This is a genomic window from Luteibacter sp. (assembly GCF_035539195.1).
Classification (GTDB): Bacteria; Pseudomonadota; Gammaproteobacteria; order Xanthomonadales; family Rhodanobacteraceae; genus Luteibacter.
This window is the reverse complement of record NZ_DATLIW010000038.1, coordinates 279,061-298,782: the sequence shown is the minus strand read 5'-3', so window position 1 is coordinate 298,782 and position 19,722 is coordinate 279,061. Positions and strand designations below refer to the sequence as shown.

General features: G+C 66.4%; 14 protein-coding genes and 1 pseudogene. 9 read left to right on the top strand and 6 right to left on the bottom strand.

Translation table 11 applies throughout. From position 1 onward, the window contains the following. The first annotated feature begins 6 nt into the window (after window positions 1-6). Genes modB through VM621_RS16785 form a run of 5 tightly spaced genes read left to right on the top strand, consistent with a single transcriptional unit; the run spans window position 7 to window position 4,047 of the window. Complete coding sequence (gene modB / locus VM621_RS16805) at window positions 7-681, top strand: molybdate ABC transporter permease subunit (RefSeq protein ID WP_325470102.1); 675 nt, start codon at window positions 7-9, stop codon at window positions 679-681. Then, window positions 678-1,385, top strand: a complete 708-nt coding sequence (locus tag VM621_RS16800; RefSeq protein ID WP_325470101.1) for an ABC transporter ATP-binding protein — start codon at window positions 678-680, stop codon at window positions 1,383-1,385. The genes modB and VM621_RS16800 overlap by 4 nt, the downstream gene beginning before the upstream one ends. 29 nt (window positions 1,386-1,414) lie before the next feature. Next, on the top strand, window positions 1,415-2,359 hold the full coding sequence (locus tag VM621_RS16795; protein WP_325470100.1) for a YbhN family protein: 945 nt from the start codon (window positions 1,415-1,417) through the stop codon (window positions 2,357-2,359). Next, a complete protein-coding gene (locus VM621_RS16790; RefSeq protein ID WP_325470099.1) occupies window positions 2,356-3,501 on the top strand; it encodes a serine hydrolase in 1,146 nt (381 codons plus the stop codon). Before VM621_RS16795 ends, VM621_RS16790 begins: the two co-directional genes overlap by 4 nt. 45 nt (window positions 3,502-3,546) lie before the next feature. Continuing rightward, entirely contained in the window at window positions 3,547-4,047 is a 501-nt protein-coding gene (locus tag VM621_RS16785; protein WP_325470098.1) for a T6SS immunity protein Tdi1 domain-containing protein, read from the top strand. Window positions 4,048-4,094: 47 nt separating this feature from the next. Here the strand turns inward: VM621_RS16785 and VM621_RS16780 are convergent, their stop codons facing one another. The 5 genes from VM621_RS16780 to VM621_RS16760 form a co-directional block, all read right to left on the bottom strand. Further along, window positions 4,095-5,357 carry an RNA polymerase sigma factor gene (locus VM621_RS16780; RefSeq protein WP_325470097.1) on the bottom strand — a complete coding sequence of 421 codons (1,263 nt, stop codon included), beginning with the start codon at window positions 5,355-5,357 and terminating at the stop codon, window positions 4,095-4,097. 51 nt (window positions 5,358-5,408) lie between these two features. Further along, window positions 5,409-6,179, bottom strand: coding sequence for a YciI family protein (locus VM621_RS16775; RefSeq protein ID WP_325470096.1), 771 nt, complete (start codon window positions 6,177-6,179; stop codon window positions 5,409-5,411). Window positions 6,180-6,191: 12 nt separating this feature from the next. Beyond that, entirely contained in the window at window positions 6,192-6,623 is a 432-nt protein-coding gene (locus VM621_RS16770; RefSeq protein ID WP_325470095.1) for a VOC family protein, read from the bottom strand. 26 nt (window positions 6,624-6,649) lie between these two features. Next, window positions 6,650-7,078 carry a YciI family protein gene (locus tag VM621_RS16765; protein ID WP_325470094.1) on the bottom strand — a complete coding sequence of 143 codons (429 nt, stop codon included), beginning with the start codon at window positions 7,076-7,078 and terminating at the stop codon, window positions 6,650-6,652. Window positions 7,079-7,141: 63 nt separating this feature from the next. Further along, window positions 7,142-8,176, bottom strand: coding sequence for a sensor histidine kinase (locus VM621_RS16760; protein WP_325470093.1), 1,035 nt, complete (start codon window positions 8,174-8,176; stop codon window positions 7,142-7,144). Between the two features lie 331 nt (window positions 8,177-8,507). Between VM621_RS16760 and VM621_RS16755 the strand changes: the two genes are divergently transcribed. The 4 genes and pseudogenes from VM621_RS16755 to VM621_RS19650 all read left to right on the top strand — a co-directional run bounded on the left by VM621_RS16755 (window position 8,508) and on the right by VM621_RS19650 (window position 18,878). Then, on the top strand, window positions 8,508-14,528 hold the full coding sequence (locus VM621_RS16755) for an alpha-2-macroglobulin (RefSeq protein WP_325470092.1): 6,021 nt from the start codon (window positions 8,508-8,510) through the stop codon (window positions 14,526-14,528). Between the two features lie 406 nt (window positions 14,529-14,934). Next, window positions 14,935-17,301, top strand: a complete 2,367-nt coding sequence (gene pbpC / locus VM621_RS16750; protein WP_325470091.1) for a penicillin-binding protein 1C — start codon at window positions 14,935-14,937, stop codon at window positions 17,299-17,301. A gap of 254 nt (window positions 17,302-17,555) precedes the next feature. Beyond that, window positions 17,556-18,332: pseudogene (locus VM621_RS19655) on the top strand (PAS domain-containing protein); the annotation flags it as partial. A gap of 126 nt (window positions 18,333-18,458) precedes the next feature. Beyond that, entirely contained in the window at window positions 18,459-18,878 is a 420-nt protein-coding gene (locus tag VM621_RS19650) for a methyl-accepting chemotaxis protein (RefSeq protein WP_414674560.1), read from the top strand. A 50-nt stretch (window positions 18,879-18,928) separates the two neighbouring features. Here VM621_RS19650 and VM621_RS16740 read toward each other — a convergent pair whose 3' ends face one another. Further along, window positions 18,929-19,666 carry a helix-turn-helix domain-containing protein gene (locus VM621_RS16740; RefSeq protein ID WP_325470089.1) on the bottom strand — a complete coding sequence of 246 codons (738 nt, stop codon included), beginning with the start codon at window positions 19,664-19,666 and terminating at the stop codon, window positions 18,929-18,931. Window positions 19,667-19,722 lie beyond the last annotated feature (56 nt).

Sequence of the window (19,722 nt, the reverse complement as noted above, 5' to 3'; positions counted from 1 at the left end):
CGCCTCGTGGGCGCGATCTGGGTACCGCTCGCGCTCACCCTCAAGGTCGCGCTGTGGGCGACCGCCATCAACCTCGTCCTCGGCGTGGCGGTCGCCTACGGGCTGTCGCGCTGGCGGTCGCCTGCGCGTGAACTGGTCGATTCGATCCTCACCCTGCCGCTGGTGCTGCCGCCAACGGTCCTCGGCTACTACCTGCTCGTGCTATTGGGGCGGCGTGGCGTGTTCGGCGCGTGGCTGGACCGCCTCGGCATCGAGCTGGTGTTCACCTGGCAGGGTGCGGTGATCGCGTCGACCCTGGTGGCGTTCCCGTTGGTTCAGAAGGCGGCGCGCGCCGCGTTCGACGCCGTCGACCCTCAGCTGGAGAGTGCCGCCCGCGTGCTCGGACTGCGCGAGGCCGCCGTGTTCTTCCGTGTCTCATTGCCGTTGGCGGCACGCGGCATCACGGCCGGGGCCCTGCTTGCCTTCGCACGGGCGCTGGGCGAATTCGGCGCTACCCTGATGATCGCCGGCAACCTGCCGGGGCGCACGCAGACGCTGTCGGTGGCGATCTATGCCGCGGTCCAGGCGGGTGACGACGGCACGGCGGGGATCATGGTGGCGGTGACGTCGGCGACCTGCGTGATCGCCTTGCTGCTTGCCGGCTGGCTGGCGCCGGACCATCTCCGGCGATCGCGCCCATGAGCCTGGATATCGCCATCCGTAAGACGCTGCGTTCGGACGATCGCCACTTCGAGCTCGACGTGACGATCGTCTCGGAACAGCGACGGGTCGTGCTTTTCGGGCCGTCGGGTTCGGGCAAGAGCCTGACACTGCGCGCGGTGGCCGGCCTGCTCACGCCCGATGCGGGTCGTGTGCGTGTCGATGGGCGCGTTCTCTATGACTCGGCGTCGCGCATCGACCTGCCCGCGCGCCTGCGCGATGTCGCCTACGTGTACCAGGACTATGCACTGTTCCCGCATCTGACCGTGGCGCAGAACATCGCCTTCGGGCTGGACCGGGGCTGGCTGAATCCCCGACGACGCCAGCGCGACGCGCGCGCGCAGCGCTGGCTGGACAGTCTCGAGCTCGGCGACGTCGCCGATAGCTATCCGTCGCGCATTTCGGGGGGACAGCGGCAGCGCGTGGCCCTGGCGCGGGCCCTGGCCACGGAACCGCGCATCGTCGTCCTCGACGAGCCGTTCGCCGCGCTCGATCCGGCATTGCGGGGCCGCATGCGCGCCGAATTGCTCGCGCTCCAGCAGCGCCTGGATCTGCAGCTCATGGTGATCACCCACGATCCCGCCGACGTCGAGGCGCTCGACGGCCACACCTTCGAGATCCGCGACGGGCGCGTGGTGGGCACCCCCGCCGTGGCCCGGTCGTGGGATGATGCCCGCCTTTCGTGAGTGAACACCCGGCGAGACAGGCGAGCGCAGTGACGGCAGGGCATGACAAACAGGGCGGCAAGGTCTTCGCGGCGCACGCGATCAAGTACCTGCTCACGGCGGCCATTGTCGGCGGTGCGATCTTCCTGCTGCATCGCTATATCGCCCGGATGGCCTGGCACGACGTGCTTGCCGCGCTCGAGCGGATTCCCCGCTGGCACGTGGGCGGCTCGATCCTGGCGACCTTGGTCAGCTGGGCCTGCCTCACGGCCTATGACGTGTTCGCGGTCGAGACCGTCGTTCCCGGCAAGGTCTCGATGAAGATGAAGATCTTCTCCGGGGTGACCACGCATGCCATCTGCAACGCGCTCGGCTTCCACGCGATCACCGGCACGGCCCTGCGCTACCGCATGCTCTCCACACAGGGCGTGAGTGCGCCCGACGTCGCCCGCGTGGTCGGCCTGGTGGGTTTTGCGGTCGGCATGGGCTTCGCCGCGGTCACGGCGATCGCCTTGATGCTCGAACCGGCGATCGCCCACGGTTGGGGTCGATGGCTCGGCCTGGCGCTGATCGTCCTCTTCGTCCTCCTGTTGCGCTGGCTGGCCGGCAAACACGACGAACTGAAGCTATGGAAGTTCACCACGCCGGTGCCTTCCGCCCGTTCGGCGGGCGCGCAGATCGTCATCGGCGTGATCGAGATGATCGGTGCGATCACCGCGATGTACCTGTTGCTGCCGACGGATGTCGCCGGAAGCTTCCTCGACTTCGCGCCGATCTACGTCGGCGCGATCCTTGCGGGTATCGTGAGCAATACGCCTGGCGGCATCGGCGCGTTCGAGGCGATCACGCTGGCCGCCTTCCCGCAGGAGCAGCGTGCGCAGGTGCTCGCCGCCTTGCTGGCCTATCGTGCGATCTACGGACTCGGTCCATTCGTGCTGGCCTCGCTCGCGCTCGGCGGCTACGAGCTGCGCCGTCGCACCCGGAAGGCGACATGAAGCGCACGCGTTGGGTCGTCGTCGCGGTCATGATCCTGCTCGCCGCATGCGCCACGCCGCATGCCCGTCGCACCGATGTGCTGTTCTGGAACCAGCCCCAGCGTGAAGCCGCCTTCCGCGCGATGCAGACCCATTACGCGAGCAACGTCGTGCGCCACGGCGTCGCGCACCCGCTTCCCGCCGGCGCGCCCCTGCTGCCGCGCCTCGCCAACGACGAAACACTCGACGCCTACATGCTGGCGCACCATGTCGCCGGCCTCATGGTCGTCCAGGACGGCCGGGTGCGCCTCGAGCGCTACGGTCTTGGCGCGACGGAGGACACGCGTTGGACCTCCTTCTCGGTGGCGAAGTCGTTCACTTCGACCCTGGTCGGCGCGGCGCTGCGCGACGGTTCGATCCACAGCCTCGACGACAAGGTCACGCGCTACATTCCCGAGCTCGCCGCGGGTGCCTATCGCGATGTCACCGTGCGCCAGCTGCTGACGATGACCTCCGGCGTTCGCTGGAACGAGGACTATGTCGATCCGACGTCCGATGTCGCGATGATGTACGAAGGCCCGCGGCAGCCAGGCGTGCCCTTGCTCGTGTCCTACATGGCGGCACTTCCACGCGAATTCGCGCCGGGGGAACGTTGGGTCTACAAGACCGGCGAAACGGACCTGATCGGCATCCTCGTCACACGAGCCACCGGCAAGACACTGGCCGCCTACCTTTCAGAGAAGATATGGAAGCCCTACGGCATGGCCGCCGATGCGCTCTGGCTGAAAGACGAGGTCGATGGGACGGAAGCGGGTGGCTCGGGCGTGTCGGCCACGCTGGGCGATTACGCCCGTCTGGGCCAGTTCCTTCTCGACGGCGGTATCGCCGGTGGCAAGCCCGTCCTGGCGGATGGCTGGCTCGCCGATGCCACACGCAAGCATGCCGACATCGGCGCATCCGGCCGCGGCTATGGGTACCAGTGGTGGACCTACGACAACGGCGCGTTCGCCGGCATCGGCATTTTCGGCCAACTGCTCTATGTCGATCCCTCCCGTCATCTGGTGATCGTGCAGCTGGCGGCATGGCCGGTGGCCACGAACGACGAGCAGGCCAAGGCGCGCAGTGCCTTCGTCGAGGCGGTCGTTGCCGGCCTGGATCGCTGAGGCGACCCGCTCGGGAGAATCGGCCTAAAATGCCCGGACCCTCCCATGCAACGCACGAAGGCCAGCCCCATGGCGCTTACCTGGAACGACCTCATCTGCACGCCGGACAAGGAAGCGATCGACGCGCTCGCCACGTCCTGGAACTGGCTCATCGGTGACGCGTTCACGCCGTTGCTGTTCACCGCGCTCGGCGACATGTTCTTCGAAGCCGATGCCGGCGGCATCTTCTGGCTCAACACCGGCACGGCCGAAGTCCAGCGCGTGGCGGACAACGTGCCGGCGTTCAACACCTTGCTTCGCGAAGAAGCCGCCGACGACTGGCTTCTTCCGGGGCTCGTCGAAGCCTTGCTCGAGGCCGGCAAGATCCGCGCGGAGGGCGAGTGCTACACCTATGTCACGCTGCCGATCTTCGTCGAAGGCGAGTACACGGTGGAGAACCTTCATCCCGTCCCGGCGAAGGAACACTTCGAACTCACCGGTTCGATCCTGCGGCAACTCGACGACCTTCCCGATGGCGCGGACGTGGATATCGAGGTCAGGCACTGAGACGCACGACCGTATAGCGTCTCCGCGAACAGCCGCCAATACGCCAATCACCGCCGGCAGGCAGCGGCACGCGCCTCGAGAAGCGCCCGCTCGCGTTCGTTCCGGGTCATCGATGCCGCACGCAGGAACGCCTCCCGAGCCGCCTCGTAACGCCCGAGGCGGAACAGCAGATCGCCCTGGACGCTGGGTAGCAGGTGGTAGTCCTTCATCGAAGGCTCCTCGACCAACGCATCGACGATATCCAGCGCGACGTCGGGCCCGTCGGCCATCGATACGGCGACAGCACGATTGAGTTCGACCACGGGCGAGGGCACGACCTCGACGAGCGCCGCATAGAGCGCGGCGATCCGCGCCCAGTCGGTATCCTCGGCGCGCGCGGCGCGTGCATGGCACGCGGCAATGGCCGCCTGCAAGGCATAAGGCCCCTTCGCACCGCCCAGCCGTTCGGCGCGTTGCAGTGCCTTCAACCCCAGACCGATCAGAAGGCGATCCCAGCGGCCACGATCCTGTTCGAGGAGCAGCACCGGCTGGCCGTCGGGCCGCGTCCGCGCGCCGGTCCGCGAGGCATGGATTTCCATGAGTGCGACCAGTCCGTGCACCTCGGCCTCGTACGGCATCAGGCCGGCCAGGACGCGGCCGAGGCGCTGGGCCTCGGCGCAAAGGGCCGGACGCATCCAGTCGCCGCCGGTCGTCGCCGCGTAGCCTTCGTTGAATATGAGATAGACCACGCGCAACACCGCGGCGAGGCGCTCCTTGCGTTCGTCGGCGCGCGGAACGTCGTACGCGACGGCCGCGTCGGCAAGACTGCGTTTGGCGCGCACGATGCGCTGCGCGACGGTGGCCTCCGGCACCAGGAATGCACGGGCGATTTCGTCGGTGGTGAGACCGCCGAGCAGGCGCAGGGTGAGCGCGACCTGGGCTTCGAGCGAGAGAACCGGGTGACAGGCGGTGAAGATCAGCCGCAGCATGTCGTCGCCGATATCGTCGTCGAGCGCGTCGATCAGTGCGTCGTCCCCGGATTCGAGCAGGCCTTCCATGTCCTTGCCCAGCGCTTCCAGCTTGCGCCCGGCCATGCGCTCGCGACGAATGCGATCGATGGCGCGATGCTTCGCCGTCTGGGTCAGCCACGCGCCCGGATTGTCGGGTACGCCCGCGGCCGGCCATTGTTCGAGGGCCAGCACCAGGGCGTCCTGCGCCAGTTCCTCGGCAAGGCCCACGTCGCGTACCAGGCGCGCAATGCTGGCGATCAGGCGCGGGGATTCGATCTTCCAGATCGCGTCGATCGCGCGATGGACGTCGCGGTTAGTCATGACGACGGATCAAAGCATCCGTCGTCATGACAGGCAAGCCGCGCTGCGGCATCAGCTCATGGTGGCGAGTAGCTCGCGCATGGCGTAAAGCGGGCGGATCTCGAGGCGGGCGTCGGCTCCATCGGGGAAGGGATAGGTCTGCGTCCAGGCGATCGCATCGTCGATGGAACCTACGCGAAGGACCCAGAACCCCGCGATCATTTCCTTGATCTCGGCGAACGGGCCGTCGACGACGCTGGCGTGGCCCTTGCCGAAGCGGACCCGCCTGGCATGCCGGCTCGACGACAGGCCGAAGCCGGCGATCAGGAAGCCGGCCTCGTGTCCGGCCTTGTTCGCTTCCATCATCTTGCCAAGTACCTCGGGGCCGGGATCGAAATCCGTCTCGCTGCGTGCATTGGCCTTGAGCATCACCATGTATCGCGGCAGCTCCGAATCGCCCTCGGCGGGGTCGCCGAAGCCAGAAAGGCCGCCGGGGCAGCCGATCGGTCGCACCTCGATCTCCGCCGCGCCATGCGCATCTTCCGCCGGCCAGGCGGATACCCAGGCCACGGCCTGTTCGATGGAGTCGGCCTCGATGATGCTGAAGCCGGCCACGAGTTCCTTTGCTTCGGCGAAGGGGCCGTCGACAACCACAGCTTTCCGGCCGTCGGCGAAGTGGATCCGGACGCCATCGCGGCTCGGCTTGAGACCTTCCCCGGCGAGGAACCGGCCGTTTGCCGCGAGCGTGTCCATATGCTCGGCCATGGCGTCGACCAGTTCACGGGTCGGCGCCACGCCGGCTTCGCTATCGGCGTCGGCCTTACGTACGATCAGGAAGCGCATGGGGTGCTCCGGTCAGGGGTTGGGATGCTTTTCGGCGCCGTTGATCATCCAGGCAACGCCGAACTTATCGGTAAACATGCCGAAGCGCTCGGCCCAGAAGGTCTCGGCGATCGGCATGTGGATGCTGCCGGCCTCGGACAACGCCGCGAAGACGCGATCCGCGTCCGCGACCTTATCGAAGCCCAGGGCGATCGAGACGCCGTGGATGCCCTGGTAGGGAATGTGCGGCGGGCAGTCGGATGCCATCAGCCACTGCTCGCCGATCTGCAGCCGGGCGTGCATCACCTTGTCCTCGAAACCCGGCGGCAGGCCGGGCTGTCCGGGTTGCGGCGGCATGTCCTTGTAACGGGACATCATGACGAGCTTTGCGCCAAGCACCTTCGCATAGAACGCGAAGGCCGCTTCGCAGTTGCCGTTGTAGGTGAGGTAAGGGGTCAGGGTCATGGGGATGTTCCTTCGGAAGGAGGAGGTCAGGATTTCGCGGCGACTTCGGCGTGCATGCGGTCAATGGTCGCGCGCGCCTCGGGCGTGAGTTCGTCGCCAAAGTCATCGGCCTCGAACATGCGACGAATCTCAAGCTCCGCGACGTCGCCTTCCATCGGATGAGGGGCTCGTTTCATCCACTCGATCGCCTCGGCGAGGGAACTGACCTGGATCATCCAGTAGCCGGCGACCAGTTCACGGGTTTCCGCGAAGGGGCCGTCGATCACCTCCCGCCGATTGCCGTCGAAGCGGACGCGTGCGCCGTCGCGGCTCGGGCGCAGCCCATCGGCGGCGAGCAGCACGCCGGCCTTCACCAGTTCCTCGTTGAACTTGATCATCGCCGTCATCAAGGCCTCGCTGGGCATCTCGCCAGCTTCCGACGCCTTGGTCGCTTTCAGGATCACCATGAAACGCATGCGCCTTCTCCGTCGTCATAGCCGGGACGTTTCCCGGCTTTCATGACTACGTCGATTGTGCCTTCAGGGAATCGACACGGGCGTACGAAAATTTTCAGTCACGTGCCGCCAGGACCGGGCGGGCGCCTCGAAGCAGCAACGGACGCCGTCTTCCTCGAAGGCGACCGTGGCGGCGCCACCGGCCTGCCCGGCAAGGACCCGCTCGATGAAGCGGACGCCAAAGCCGCGGCGCGTCGGCGTCGCCACCGGTGGGCCACCGCTTTCCTTCCAGGTCATCTGCAGCCGCTCCGAGGCGGGATCGAAGCGCCAGCCGAGGTCCACCCGGCCGGTATCGGTGGACAACGCCCCGTACTTGGTAGCGTTCGTCAGCAACTCGTGCACGGCCATCGCCACGGAGACGGCCGGTGCCGATGCCACCATGAGGGGTGGGCCGTCGATGACGATCCGTGACTGTCCGGGGTCGTGCGGAGCGACGGTGGCCTCGACCACGCCGCGAAGGGCGACGTCCTCCCACGCATGGTTGACCAGCATGTCGTGCGCGCCGGCCAGGGCCTGCAACCGGCTCTCGAAGGCGGTCAGCGCATCGGCCACGGGCCGGTCGCCGACGAAGGTTTGCGTCGCCATGGCCTGGACCACGGCCAGGGTGTTCTTTACCCGGTGGCTGAGTTCGTTGACCAGGATTCGCTGGGCACGCGCGGCCTCGCGATGGGCAGTGACATCGATGCAGCTTCCCCAGTACCCGGCGAAACGGTTGTCACGGTAGAAAGGCTTGCCGTTATCGAGCAGCCAGCGGTACTCGCCGTCGTGGCGCCGCAGGCGGTATTCCATGGAGAACGGCTCGCGAGCCCTGAAGGCGCCGACATAGGTGGCCAGGCAACGATCCACATCGTCGGGGTGGACGCCGGCGGCCCATCCGTTGCCAACCTCGTCGACCATCGCACGGCCGGTATAGGTCAACCAGGGCGTATTGAACCAGTCGCACAACTGGTCCGTGCCGGAGCGCCAGATCATCACGGGCGCAAAGTCGGCCAGTTCGCGAAATTCGCGGTCGCCAGCGATGAGCGATCGCTCGTACGGACTCTTCGCCTCGTCGTACATCCCTTTCCCCTACGCTCGTCCCCCTGTCGGCACACCATATCGTAAGTAGCGAACGGGATGAACACGGGTTGGTCTGCCGCGTGAGGCCGGTCACGGCCCGGAGCAGGCACCGGAATTTTCAGAATTGTTCTATTGCGCCTCAAAAATTCCCGAAGTCTGGCGTCGCCATGTCAGAATCCGGACGCCGTCGCGACAGGGGTCGCGCGCAGCATCACCTTGGGGATAGACGTCACCTTGCCGGAACACCGCCTCACCGGGCGTGTGGCCGGCATCGATGTATCCGCGGGCACGGCGCCATGCCGTCACACGAATCAAAGGATCGGAAGGGAACATGGATCTGCTTCGTTTCATCGCCTCGTTACCCGTGCGCCTGCTGCGCGGCCTGCTCTGGTTGCTCGGCAGGGTGCTCCGCCCCGTATTCGGCAACATGTCATGGTCCGCGCCCGCCTGGGTGCCGGCCACCGGTCGGACCGCCCGCCAGCACCCGGTGAAGTTCGCCGGCACGATCGCCGGCGTGCTGGTCCTGGTCGCGGCCGGCTGGTTCGGCTGGCACTGGTGGGAAAACCGACCCAAGCCCGTGGAACCGAACCGGATCACCTTCGAGGCGCCCGCCCCGGACGTCAGCGATTACGACCACGTACCGGTCGCTATCCATCCGCTCACGGTCACGTTCTCCGCATCGGCGGCAAAGCTGGAATCCCTGGGCAAGCCGGTCACCGATGGCATCGCCATGGATCCCAAGCTCGCGGGCCAGTGGAGCTGGGAAAGCGATCGCGTGCTCACGTTCGTTCCCGCCGCCGATTGGCCGGTGGGCCGGAAGATCGAGGTCCGCTTCGACAAGGCCAAGGTGTTCGCGCCGCATGTGCTGCTCGCGGACGATCACTTCGATGTCACCACGGCGCCCTTCACGGCGCGGGTGGTCAACGGCGAGTTCTATCAGGACCCGCAGGATCCGACCAAGAAGAAGACCATCGTCCAGCTCGGTTTCAACTACCCGGTGGACACGGCGCAGCTGGAGAAGCGCCTCGCGCTCGACCTGCGCAACCACAACGAGAAGCACGGCGCCGAACTCAAGTTCAGCGTCACTTACGACGAGCACCATCTCAACGCCTTCGTCCACTCGCAGCCCCTGCAACTGCCGCGCGACGACGGATCGGTCGGCCTCAAGGTGGACGACGGCGTGCGCAGCAGCCGCGGCGGCGATGGCACCGAGAAGGCGCTGGAAACCGCGGTACGCGTGCCCGGCCTGTACAGCCTGACGCTCGACGAGGTCTCGGCCACCCTGGTCGACAACGCGCGGTTCGAGCCGGAGCAGGTGGTGGTGATGGCGTTCGGCGGTCCGGTCAGCGATGCCGAACTGACGAAGCACCTTCACGCCTGGATCATTCCGCAGGACAACCGGCACGCCTGGTCCGCGGACACGATCAGCGAAAGCGACCTGCGCTCGTTCACCCCGGTCAAGCCGGAGGTCGTGCCGACCGAGAACGACTGGTCGGCCGCGCAGAGCTTCCGTTACCACGCCCAACCGGGCCAGCGCATCTACGTGCGCGTGGACAAGGGCATGACCTCGTTCGGTGGCTACGTGATGGCCAAGCCGCGCGTGGATGTCCTCACGGTGCCCGACTACCCGCGCCTGATGCGCTTCATGGCCGATGGCTCGCTGTTGTCGCTGAGTGGGGACAAGCGGATCTCCGTCGTCTCGCGCAACATGCCGGGCATGCGGGTCGAGGTCGGCAGGGTTCTGCCCGACCAGCTGCAGCACCTGGTCTCGCTCAATTCGGGCAGTTATGCCAAGCCCGAGATGTACGGCTTCACGTCGGACCACATCGTCGACCGCTTCGTGAAGAAGGTGTCCTTTCCCGACGAAGCCGCGGGCAAGGCCCATTACGAAGGCTTCGACCTCGGCCAGTACCTGGCCTCGGGCAAGCGCGGCGTCTTCCTGCTCAAGCTCTCCGGTTATGACGAAAAGGCCGAACGCGAAGCGCGCGACCAGCGGGTCAAGGCGGCGCGCGAAGCCGCGGCCCGCGATGCGGGCGCGGATGCCGACGCCGCGGCCGCGGAGGCGGCAAAAGAGGACGACGACAGCGGCCACACACCTTATGACTGGCCGAAGGACGAACGCCTGGTCGTGATCACCGACCTCGGCGTGATCGCCAAGCGGTCGATGGATGGCAGTCAGGACATCTTCGTGCAGTCCATCCGTACCGGCTCGCCGGTGTCGGGGGCTTCGGTCGCGGTGATCGCCAAGAATGGCAGCACCCTGTTCACCCAGAACACCGGCGCGGACGGCCTTGCGCACTTCGCCAACCTCAAGGGCTTCACGCAGGAGAAGACCCCGGCCATGTACGTGGTCCGCCAGGGCGAGGATCTCTCGTTCCTGCCGGTGACCGCGTACGATCGCACTCTGGATTTCTCCCGCTTCGACATCGGCGGCGAACCCAACGCGCACAGCCAGGGCCAGCTGTCCGGTTACCTGTTTTCCGACCGCGGCATCTATCGCCCGGGCGACCTCTTCCACATCGGCATGATCGTGCGCGCGAACAGTTGGACACGCAGCGTCGCCGGCATGCCGCTGATCGCCGAGGTGGTCGACCCGCGCGGAACCACCGTGCGCCAGCAGACCGTCGCGATGGACGCGGCAGGCTTCGCCGAACTCGAGCACACGACGGCCGAGACCTCGCCGACAGGCAACTGGACGGTCAACCTGTATATCGCCAAGGATGGCAAGCCGTACTCGCAGATCGGCAGCACCACGGTGCAGGTGAAGGAATTCCAGCCGGACCGCATGAAAGTGTCGGCCAAGCTCTCCACGGCCGTCGCCGAGGGCTGGGTCAAGCCAGCCCAGCTGAAGGCGCTGGTCGATGTGCAGAACCTGTTCGGCACCCCGGCGGCGGATCGCCGGGTGGAAGGCTCGCTCACCCTGCGCCCTGCCTTCCCCTCGTTCCCGAGCTACAAGGATTACCACTTCTACGACGTGCGTCGGGCGAAGGAAGGTTTCGAAGAGAAGCTCGCCGACGCGAAGACCGACGACAAGGGCCATGCGGAGTTCGCGCTGGACCTGTCCAAGTACGCCGACGCGACCTACCAGCTCTATTTCCTCGCCAAGGCCTATGAGGCCGAGGGCGGTCGCAGCGTCGCCGCGGCCACGCAGGGCATGGTGTCGTCGAACGACTGGCTCGTCGGCTACAAGGCAGTCGACAACCTCGATTACGTGAGCCGCGATGCGAAGCGCACGGTGAACCTGGTCGCCATCGATCCGAACGCAAAGCGTATCGACCTGAAGGGCCTCAAGCAGGCCATCGTCGAGACGCGCTTCGTTTCCGTGCTGACCAAGCAGGATTCCGGTGTCTTCAAGTACGAGTCGAAGGCCCGCGAAACCACGGTGGCCGAAACGCCGCTGACCATTCCGGCAACCGGCCTCGACGTGAGCCTTCCGACCGACAAACCCGGCAACTTCGCCCTCGTGGTGAAGAACGCCGAGGGTAAGGAGGTCAACCGCGTGGCCTGGTCGGTGGCTGGCGAAGGCAATGTATCGCGTTCGCTGGAGCGTAACGCCGAGCTTCAGCTCACCTTGTCGAAGAAGGACTATGCACCGGGCGAGGCGGTGGACATCGCCATCCGCGCGCCCTACGCCGGTAGCGGCCTGATCACCATCGAACGCGACAAGGTCTACGCGCACGCCTGGTTCCACGCCGACTCGACCAGCACGGTCCAGCACATCACCGTTCCGGCCGACTTCGAGGGCAACGGCTACATCAACGTGCAGTACGTACGCGATCCGTCCTCGGACGAGATCTTCATGAGTCCGTTGTCGTTCGGTGTGGTGCCGTTCTCGGTCAACATGGATGCCCGGCGCAACGTGCTTGCCGTGGAATCGCCACAGCTGGTCAAGCCGGGCGACACGATCACCTTCCACGTCACGTCCACGACGCCGACGCGTGCCGTGGTGTTCGCCGTGGACGAAGGCATCCTGCAGGTGGCGCACTACAAGCTGGGCGACCCCCTGCAGTACTTCTTCCGCAAACGCATGCTGGAAGTCACCACCTCGCAGATCCTCGACCTGATCATCCCCGACTTCCAGAAACTGATGACGATGGCGGCACCCGGCGGCGACGCGGACGGTGCGATCGGTCGCCAGCTCAACCCGTTCCGTCGAAAGCGGGACAAGCCTGTGGCCTACTGGTCCGGCATCGTCGATGTCGACGGCTCCCGCGACCTTACCTACAAGGTGCCGGACTACTTCAACGGCAAGCTGCGCGTCATGGCGGTCAGCGTCTCGCCCGACAAGATGGGCACCTTCGAGGGCGCGGCCACGGTTCGCGGTGACTTCGTGCTCTCGCCGAACGTCCCCACCACGCTCGCCCCGGGCGACGAAGCCGAGATCAGCGTCGGCGTGGCGAACAACCTTACCGGCCTGGGTGGCAAGGACGTGCCGGTCGCGGTGAACCTCAAGCTCGGTCCCCAGTTGCAGATCGTCGGCGATGCGGCGAAGACGCTGAGCCTGGGCGAAATGCGCGAGGGCGTGGCGATCTTCCGGGTGCGTGCCACGGACAAGCTGGGTTCGGCGAACATGACGTTCACGGCGGGCTTCAACGGCAAGTCGGCGAAGCAGAGCGTGGATCTCTCCGTGCGTCCGGCCTCGCCGCTGCGCACGGACCTTGCCTTCGGTCATGTCGAGGCCCACGGGCGAAACGACGTGACCGCCCTGCGCGACATGCACGACGAGTACGCCAAGCGCGATGCATCGTTCTCGACCGTACCGGTCGTGCTGGCACGTGGCCTCGCCGCTTACCTGGTCGACTTTCCGCACTACTGCACCGAGCAGGTGATCAGCGCGGCGATGCCGGCGCTCATCCTCGGCAAGCGCACGGAGTTCGGCGACATCAAGCCGGCACGCATGATCGGCGACGACACGCCTCCGGCCGATCCGGTGGCTGCGTTGTTCGACGTGCTGCGCGCACGCCAGAACGGGCAGGGCGGTTTCGGCCTGTGGACCGCGACACCCGATACCCATGTGTTCGCCACCGACTATGCCGTGCACTACCTGATCGAAGCCGGCGATCACGGCGTGGCCGTGCCTGCCGATCTTCTCGCCTCGGCGGACAACGCGTTGCGCCAGATCGCCGCCGACGACAGTGGCGACACGCTGGTGCAGATGCGCCAGCGTGCGTACGCGATCTACCTGCTCACGCGCCAGGGCAACGTCACGACCAACGACCTTGCCTCGGTGCAGCGCCGTCTCGAGGAGGTCTATCCGAAGCAATGGCACGACGATCTCGCCGCCGCATGGCTGGCTGCCTCGTACCAGCTGCTGCACCAGGACAAGCTGGCCAACGACCTGATGTCGCGCCCACGCAAGTTGCTCAGCCGGAAGCCGGCCGACGAGACCTACGATTACGGCGACTATTACGACGCCCCGATTCGCGACGCCTCGGTGCTCTACCTGCTGGCCAGGCATTTTCCGGAGCAGGCGAAGGGCCTGCCGCCGGAGACGATCGAAAATCTCGTGCGTCCGCTTGCCAAGGGTCACTACAACACGCTTTCCTCCGGCATGATCATCATGGCGCTGGATGCGTGGGCCTCGCAGGCCGGCGGCGACGTGAGCAAGCTCTCGATCGGCTCGGTGGCGGCGAATGGCACGGTGACGCCGATCGGTGCCGTAAAGGGGTCGCTGGTGGACGCGCACTGGGTCGCCGGCACACAGCGCCTGCGCCTGGTCAACGATGCCGACGCGATGGCCTGGTACGGCGTGGCGCAGACCGGTTTCGACCGCAAGCCATCCACCGATACGCGCAAGGACGGCGTCGAGATCACCCGCACGTACACGGACACCAAGGGCAAGTCCGTCGGCAAGGTGACCACGGGCGAAGAGATCGACGTCCACGTCAGGGTCCGTTCGACCGGCGACCACGACGTGTACAACGTCGCCATCGTCGATCTGCTCCCGGGTGGCTTCGAGCCGGTGCTCGATACGGCCGCGCCAGCCGATGCCGCCGCGGCCACGCCATCGTCGGACGAAGCGACGTCCGACTCGTCGAACACGGCGGGCGATGGCGAGGACGCCGTGGAAGCGGAAGCCGACGACGGTGCTGCCGACAACACGCCCGCGTGGCATTCGCCGATCGGCAATCCGGAATCCACATGGAAGCCCGACTATGCGGACGTCCGCGAGGATCGTGTGGTGGTCTATGGCAGCGCCAGCACCGACGTGCAGGAGTTCGTCTACCGGATCAAGGCGACCAATGCGGGAACGTTCGTCATCCCGCCGGCGCTGATCGAATCGCTCTACGACCGTGGCGTGCAGGCACGCGCGCCCGGTGGTGGCAGCATCACCGTGGAACGCAACCCGTAGTGTGGGAGCCGCTTCAGCGGCGATGATGGCTGGCCTCGGACATCATCGCCGCGGTGGGGCCGTATCGCCGGCGCAGCCGGCTCCCACACAGAGCAGTAGCCAGCTCCCATTTAGGACAGAAGCCGGCTCCTACACAGAGCAGTAGCCGGCTCCCATTTAGGACGCAACCCGTAGTGTGGGAGCCGCTTCAGCGGCGATGATGGCTGGCCTCGGACATCATCGCCGCGGTGGGGCCGTATCGCCGGCGCAGCCGGCTCCCACACAGAGCAGTAGCCGGCTCCCACATAGAGCAGTAGCCGGCTTCCACATGGAACGGCAGCCGGCTTCCACATGAAACGGCAGTCGGCTCCCACATGGAGCAGCAGCCTGCTCCTACATAGAGCAAGGGCAGTCCGGTAACACGCAGATGACAGTCATCCCCCGACTTCGCTGGCTCAAATGGCACAACGTCCTCGTGGCGTTGCTGCTGCTTGCGGCGCTACCCGTGGCCTGCCGGATCTGGCCGCGCGAGCCGCTGCGCGCGTGGTTCCCTTCGTCCACGGCCGTCTACGACGCGGACGGCCGCCTCCTGCGGCTCACCCTCGCCAGCGACGACCGTTATCGCTTATGGGTGCCGCTCGAAGACATCTCGCCCGCCCTCGTCGATGGCGTGCTGCTGCATGAGGATCGCTGGTTTCGCTGGCATCCGGGAGTGAGCGCCTGGGGCCTCCTGCGCGGCGCCTGGGTGACCTATGTCCGGCACGGCAGTCCGCAGGGTGGATCCACCGTCACCATGCAGCTGGCCAGGCTGATCTGGCATCTCGACACGCGTCACCCCGGCGGCAAGCTCGTGCAGGCGATGCGCGCGTTGCAGCTGGAAGCGGAATACTCCAAGCACGACATTCTCGAGGCCTACCTCAACGCGGCGCCCTACGGTCGCAACGTGGAAGGTGTGGGAGCGGCAAGCCTTGCCTACTTCGGCAAGGCGCCCGGCCGATTGAGCCTTCCCGAGGCGCTGACCCTTGCGGTCATCCCGCAGGACCCATCGCGCGGCCTTCCCGGCAACGTCAATGGCAGCACCGTGATCGACACGGCGCTGAAGACCTCGCGCGACCGCCTCTTCGCCCGATGGGTCACCAGGCATCCCGCCGATGCGACAGCGGCTCCCTTGTTCGAGCTGCCGCTGCGACTCCGCCCGCTGTCGCGGCTGCCGTTCGAGGCGCCGCACTTCGTCGAGCAGGTGCTGGCCGAACGCCGGCTCGATGGCAACGAGGACATGCGTGTCACGACCACGCTCGATCTTGGCTTGCAACACAGCCTGGAGCGCCAGGTTCGCCAGTATGTGGAGCGCAGCGGCGATCGCGGCATCCGTAACGCCGCGGCGATCCTGATCGACACGCGCGATATGGGCGTCAAGGCGATGGTCGGCTCGGCCGACTACTTCGATTCGTCGATCTTCGGTCAGGTCAATGGGACGCAGGCCAAGCGCTCGCCGGGGTCGACGCTGAAGCCGTTCATCTACGGGCTCGGCTTCGACCAGGGTCTGCTCCACCCCGAGACCGTCCTGCGCGATGTTCCGTCGGCCTTCGGTCCGTACACGCCGGAGAACTTCGACGGTCACTTCCTCGGTCCGGTGACGGCGACCCAGGCCCTGGTGCGCAGTCGCAATATTCCCGCCGTGCAGATCGCCTCCCGGCTCGCCAACCCGAACCTTTACCAGTTCCTCCACGACGCCGGCGTCTCGCGCATGGCCAGCGAGAAGCACTACGGCCTTGCGCTGGTCCTCGGTGGCGGCGAAGTGACCATGCAGGAGCTGGCCGGCCTGTACGCGATGCTGGCCAATCGCGGCGAGTTGCGCCCCCTGCGCACGCTGGCCGAGCAACCGCGGAGCAAGGGCACGCGCCTGTTGAGCGAGGAAGCCAGCTTCATGGTCATGGACATGCTTCGCCAGAATCCGCGGCCCGACGATGCCGTGGCCGCGCAGCCTTCGCGATTGCCGCTGTACTGGAAGACAGGCACCTCGTGGAGCTTTCGCGATGCGTGGACCGCCGGCAGCTTTGGTCCCTACGTACTGGTGGTGTGGATCGGCAACTTCGACGGCAGCGGCAACCCGGCCTTTGTCGGCGTCGACGCGGCCGCGCCGTTGTTCTTCCGCATCGCCGACGCATTGCGTGCCGAACGCCCCGGACTGGTCGAACCCATCCGGCGCAATCCGCCCAACCTCCGGCGCGTGCCGATCTGCCTGGCCAGTGGGGATCTCCCGAATGCGTGGTGTCCGCAGGTCGGCAGCACCTGGTTCATCCCCGGCAAGTCGCCGATCCGCGTCAGCAACATTCACCGGCCCGTCGTGGTGGACAAGGCAACCGGCAAGCCCGCTTGTCCGCCATACGATCCCGAACGCACGCGGACCGAGATCTACGAATACTGGCCGTCCGATCTCGCGCGGGTGTTCGCCCAGGCGGGCATGGCACGCCGAACGCCACCGCCGCTGCCCGATTGCCAGGGGGGCGGCCAGCTCGCCGGCGATCCACCGAAGATCACCTCGCCGCTGAGGGGAAGTACGTACCAGATCCGTGTGTCGCGCCTGGGCAGTGAACGCATCGGATTCACCGCGACGACGGACGCCGGCTCACGCACACTGTACTGGTTCGTCGACGACGCCTACCTGGGCAGCGTAGCCAGCGGCCAACCGCTGATGTGGGCTCCGGAACGTACGGGACGTTTTCTCATCCGCGTGGTCGACGATCACGGCCGCACCGATTCGCGCGATCTGAGCATCGGCGCCGTCGAATAAAACGAATTCGACAAATGTGCCGCTTCAGCACCCCTGCATGAGCCATCTCCCGTGCCCCTATGAGAGCCATTTCCCGCCGCCCCTGTGGGAGCCATCTCCCGCACCCCTATGGGAGCCATTTCCCGCACCCCTGTGGGAGCCGCTTCAGCGGCGATACCCGATAACCTCTACGCGTAATCGGCATTGCATATAAAGCCCCATGAAGGCCAGGTCGATAAGGACATTCGAACCACCCCGACCGGGTAGAACCTCTCATGGGCATCGACTTCATCACTCGCCTTCGCTCTCGCCTCGGAACGTCGCGATCCGCCATGCGCGGAAAGATCGCCGCCATCGATCGCACCCAGGCCGTCATCGAGTTCTCGCTCGATGGGACCATCCTCGATGCGAACGCCAACTTCCTCGCCGCGGTGGGCTACGCACGGGAAGACATCGTCGGCAGGCATCACCGCATGTTCGTCGATCCCATCGAAGCGGAAAGCGCAGCGTATGCAGCGTTCTGGGCACGCCTGGGTGCCGGCGAGCCCGATGTGGGCCTGTACCGTCGATTCGGTGCACAGGGCCACGAGGTCTGGATCCAGGCGAGCTACAACCCGGTACTGGATCGCCACGGCCGCCCGTGCAAGGTGGTGAAGTTCGCCACCGACGTGACCGACCAGCGTCTTCGTGCCGCCGACATGGAAGGTCGTCTCGCGGCGATCGACAAGGCGCAGGCGGTCGTCAGCTTCAGCCTGGACGGGATCATCCTCGAGGCCAATGACAACTTCCTCGCGACCATGGGTTACACGCGTGACGAAGTGATCGGCCAGCACCACCGCATGTTCGTCGACCGCGCCGACCGCGAAAGCCATGAGTACCGAGCATTCTGGGAGAAGCTCGGCCGCGGCGAATACGATTCGTCGCTCTATCGCCGGGTGGACCGGCATGGCCGCGAAGTATGGATCCAGGGTAGCTACAACCCGATCCTCGACATGGCGGGTCGTCCGTTCAAGGTGGTGAAGTACGCGACGGACGTCACCGCACAGACGCGCGCCACGCGAACGCTCCATGCTTCGCTCACGGAACTCGCCGACACCGTGCCCGCCATTGCCGAACAGGCACGGGTGACCAACGCGCTGGCCAACGATGCCAGTCGCTCCGCGGCGGACGGCGGTGCCATGGTCGAGGCAGTGATCGCAACCATGGCGGCTATCCAGGGCGGCGCGCAGGATATGGCCGAGATCGTCGGCCTGATCGATGCGATCGCCTTCCAGACGAACATCCTCGCGCTCAATGCCACCATCGAGGCGGCTCGTTCGGGAAGCCATGGCAAGGGCTTCGCCGTCGTGGCACAGGAGGTGCGCATGCTCTCGCAGCGGAGTGCGGATTCCGCCCGGGAGATTCGCAGCCTGATCGAGAGTACGCTCGACCGTGTCCGCGAAGGCAGCGCGCGAAGCGGAGAGGCCGGGGCCGCCATGCGCGATATCCTGACCGCGGTCAGCGCGTTGCTCGATCGGGTTTCCGACGTGGCGCGGGCGACGAACACGCAGGCCGGCGGGATCGACAACGTGCGCCGCGCCGTCGCCGAACTGGCCTGACGCAGGCGCCAGCTACCGCGACGTGCTCGCGGCGATTCCCAGCGTCGCGGTCACGTCCAGCGACGACCGTGCTGGACCATGTACAGGCGGATTTCGTCTTCGGCGATATCCGCCAGCGCGCGCAGTCCTTGTTTCTGTGTCGCGTCCAGGCGCCGCGGCGTGCTGTCGACGACGCAAAGCGTGCCCAGCAGGTGGCCTTCCGGCCCGCGCAAGGGGCATCCTGCATAGAACCGGATGTGGGGAGCGCCCGTGACCAGCGGATTCGCCTTGAAGCGCGCGTCTTCGCGCGCATCCTCGACGGTGAGGATGGCCTCGTCGATCTCGGCGTGATTGCAGAACGCCCACTCGCGCGGCGTCTCGGTGAGATTCGTTCCCCTTGCCGACTTGAACCACTGGCGCTTCGCCGTGAGCAGGGAGACGACCGCGGTCGATGTGCCGGCTATCAGCGTGGCGAGCCAGGTAAGGCGATCGAACGCGGGATCGGCGGCGGTTCCGAGCAGCCCGGTGCGCCCGACCATGCGAAGACGAGCGGCCTCGTCGCGAGCCACCGGATAGCCCGGCGCACGCTCCGCCCGCAGTTCGTGAGGCATGGGGGGCTGGCTGTCGGTCGACATCGCCGTGCGCTCTTCCAGCAGGGCGATGACCGCACTCTGCCGCATGCGGCGATGACCGCCCGGCGTCTTCCAGGATTCGAGCGCGCCGCTCTCGATCCACTTCTGTGCGGTGCTGACGGAAATGCCGAGCAGGCGCGCCGCATCGCGCGTGGTGAGCGTGGGGTCGTCGTTCAATGAGCTTGCAGGATGTATGACCAAGGCGGCTACGTGCGTAAGGATTAACGAATCGA

Bases quoted from the DNA above. Each gene is read 5' to 3' on its own strand.
- VM621_RS16800 (WP_325470101.1), top strand. From the start codon at position 678: ATGAGCCTGGATATCGCCATCCGTAAGACGCTGCGTTCGGACGATCGC.
- VM621_RS16790 (WP_325470099.1), top strand. From the start codon at position 2,356: ATGAAGCGCACGCGTTGGGTCGTCGTCGCGGTCATGATCCTGCTCGCC.
- VM621_RS16785 (WP_325470098.1), top strand. From the start codon at position 3,547: ATGCAACGCACGAAGGCCAGCCCCATGGCGCTTACCTGGAACGACCTC.
- VM621_RS16780 (WP_325470097.1), bottom strand. From the start codon at position 5,357: ATGACTAACCGCGACGTCCATCGCGCGATCGACGCGATCTGGAAGATC.
- VM621_RS16775 (WP_325470096.1), bottom strand. From the start codon at position 6,179: ATGCGCTTCCTGATCGTACGTAAGGCCGACGCCGATAGCGAAGCCGGC.
- VM621_RS16770 (WP_325470095.1), bottom strand. From the start codon at position 6,623: ATGACCCTGACCCCTTACCTCACCTACAACGGCAACTGCGAAGCGGCC.
- VM621_RS16765 (WP_325470094.1), bottom strand. From the start codon at position 7,078: ATGCGTTTCATGGTGATCCTGAAAGCGACCAAGGCGTCGGAAGCTGGC.
- VM621_RS16760 (WP_325470093.1), bottom strand. From the start codon at position 8,176: ATGTACGACGAGGCGAAGAGTCCGTACGAGCGATCGCTCATCGCTGGC.
- VM621_RS16755 (WP_325470092.1), top strand. From the start codon at position 8,508: ATGGATCTGCTTCGTTTCATCGCCTCGTTACCCGTGCGCCTGCTGCGC.
- pbpC (WP_325470091.1), top strand. From the start codon at position 14,935: ATGACAGTCATCCCCCGACTTCGCTGGCTCAAATGGCACAACGTCCTC.
- VM621_RS19650 (WP_414674560.1), top strand. From the start codon at position 18,459: ATGGTCGAGGCAGTGATCGCAACCATGGCGGCTATCCAGGGCGGCGCG.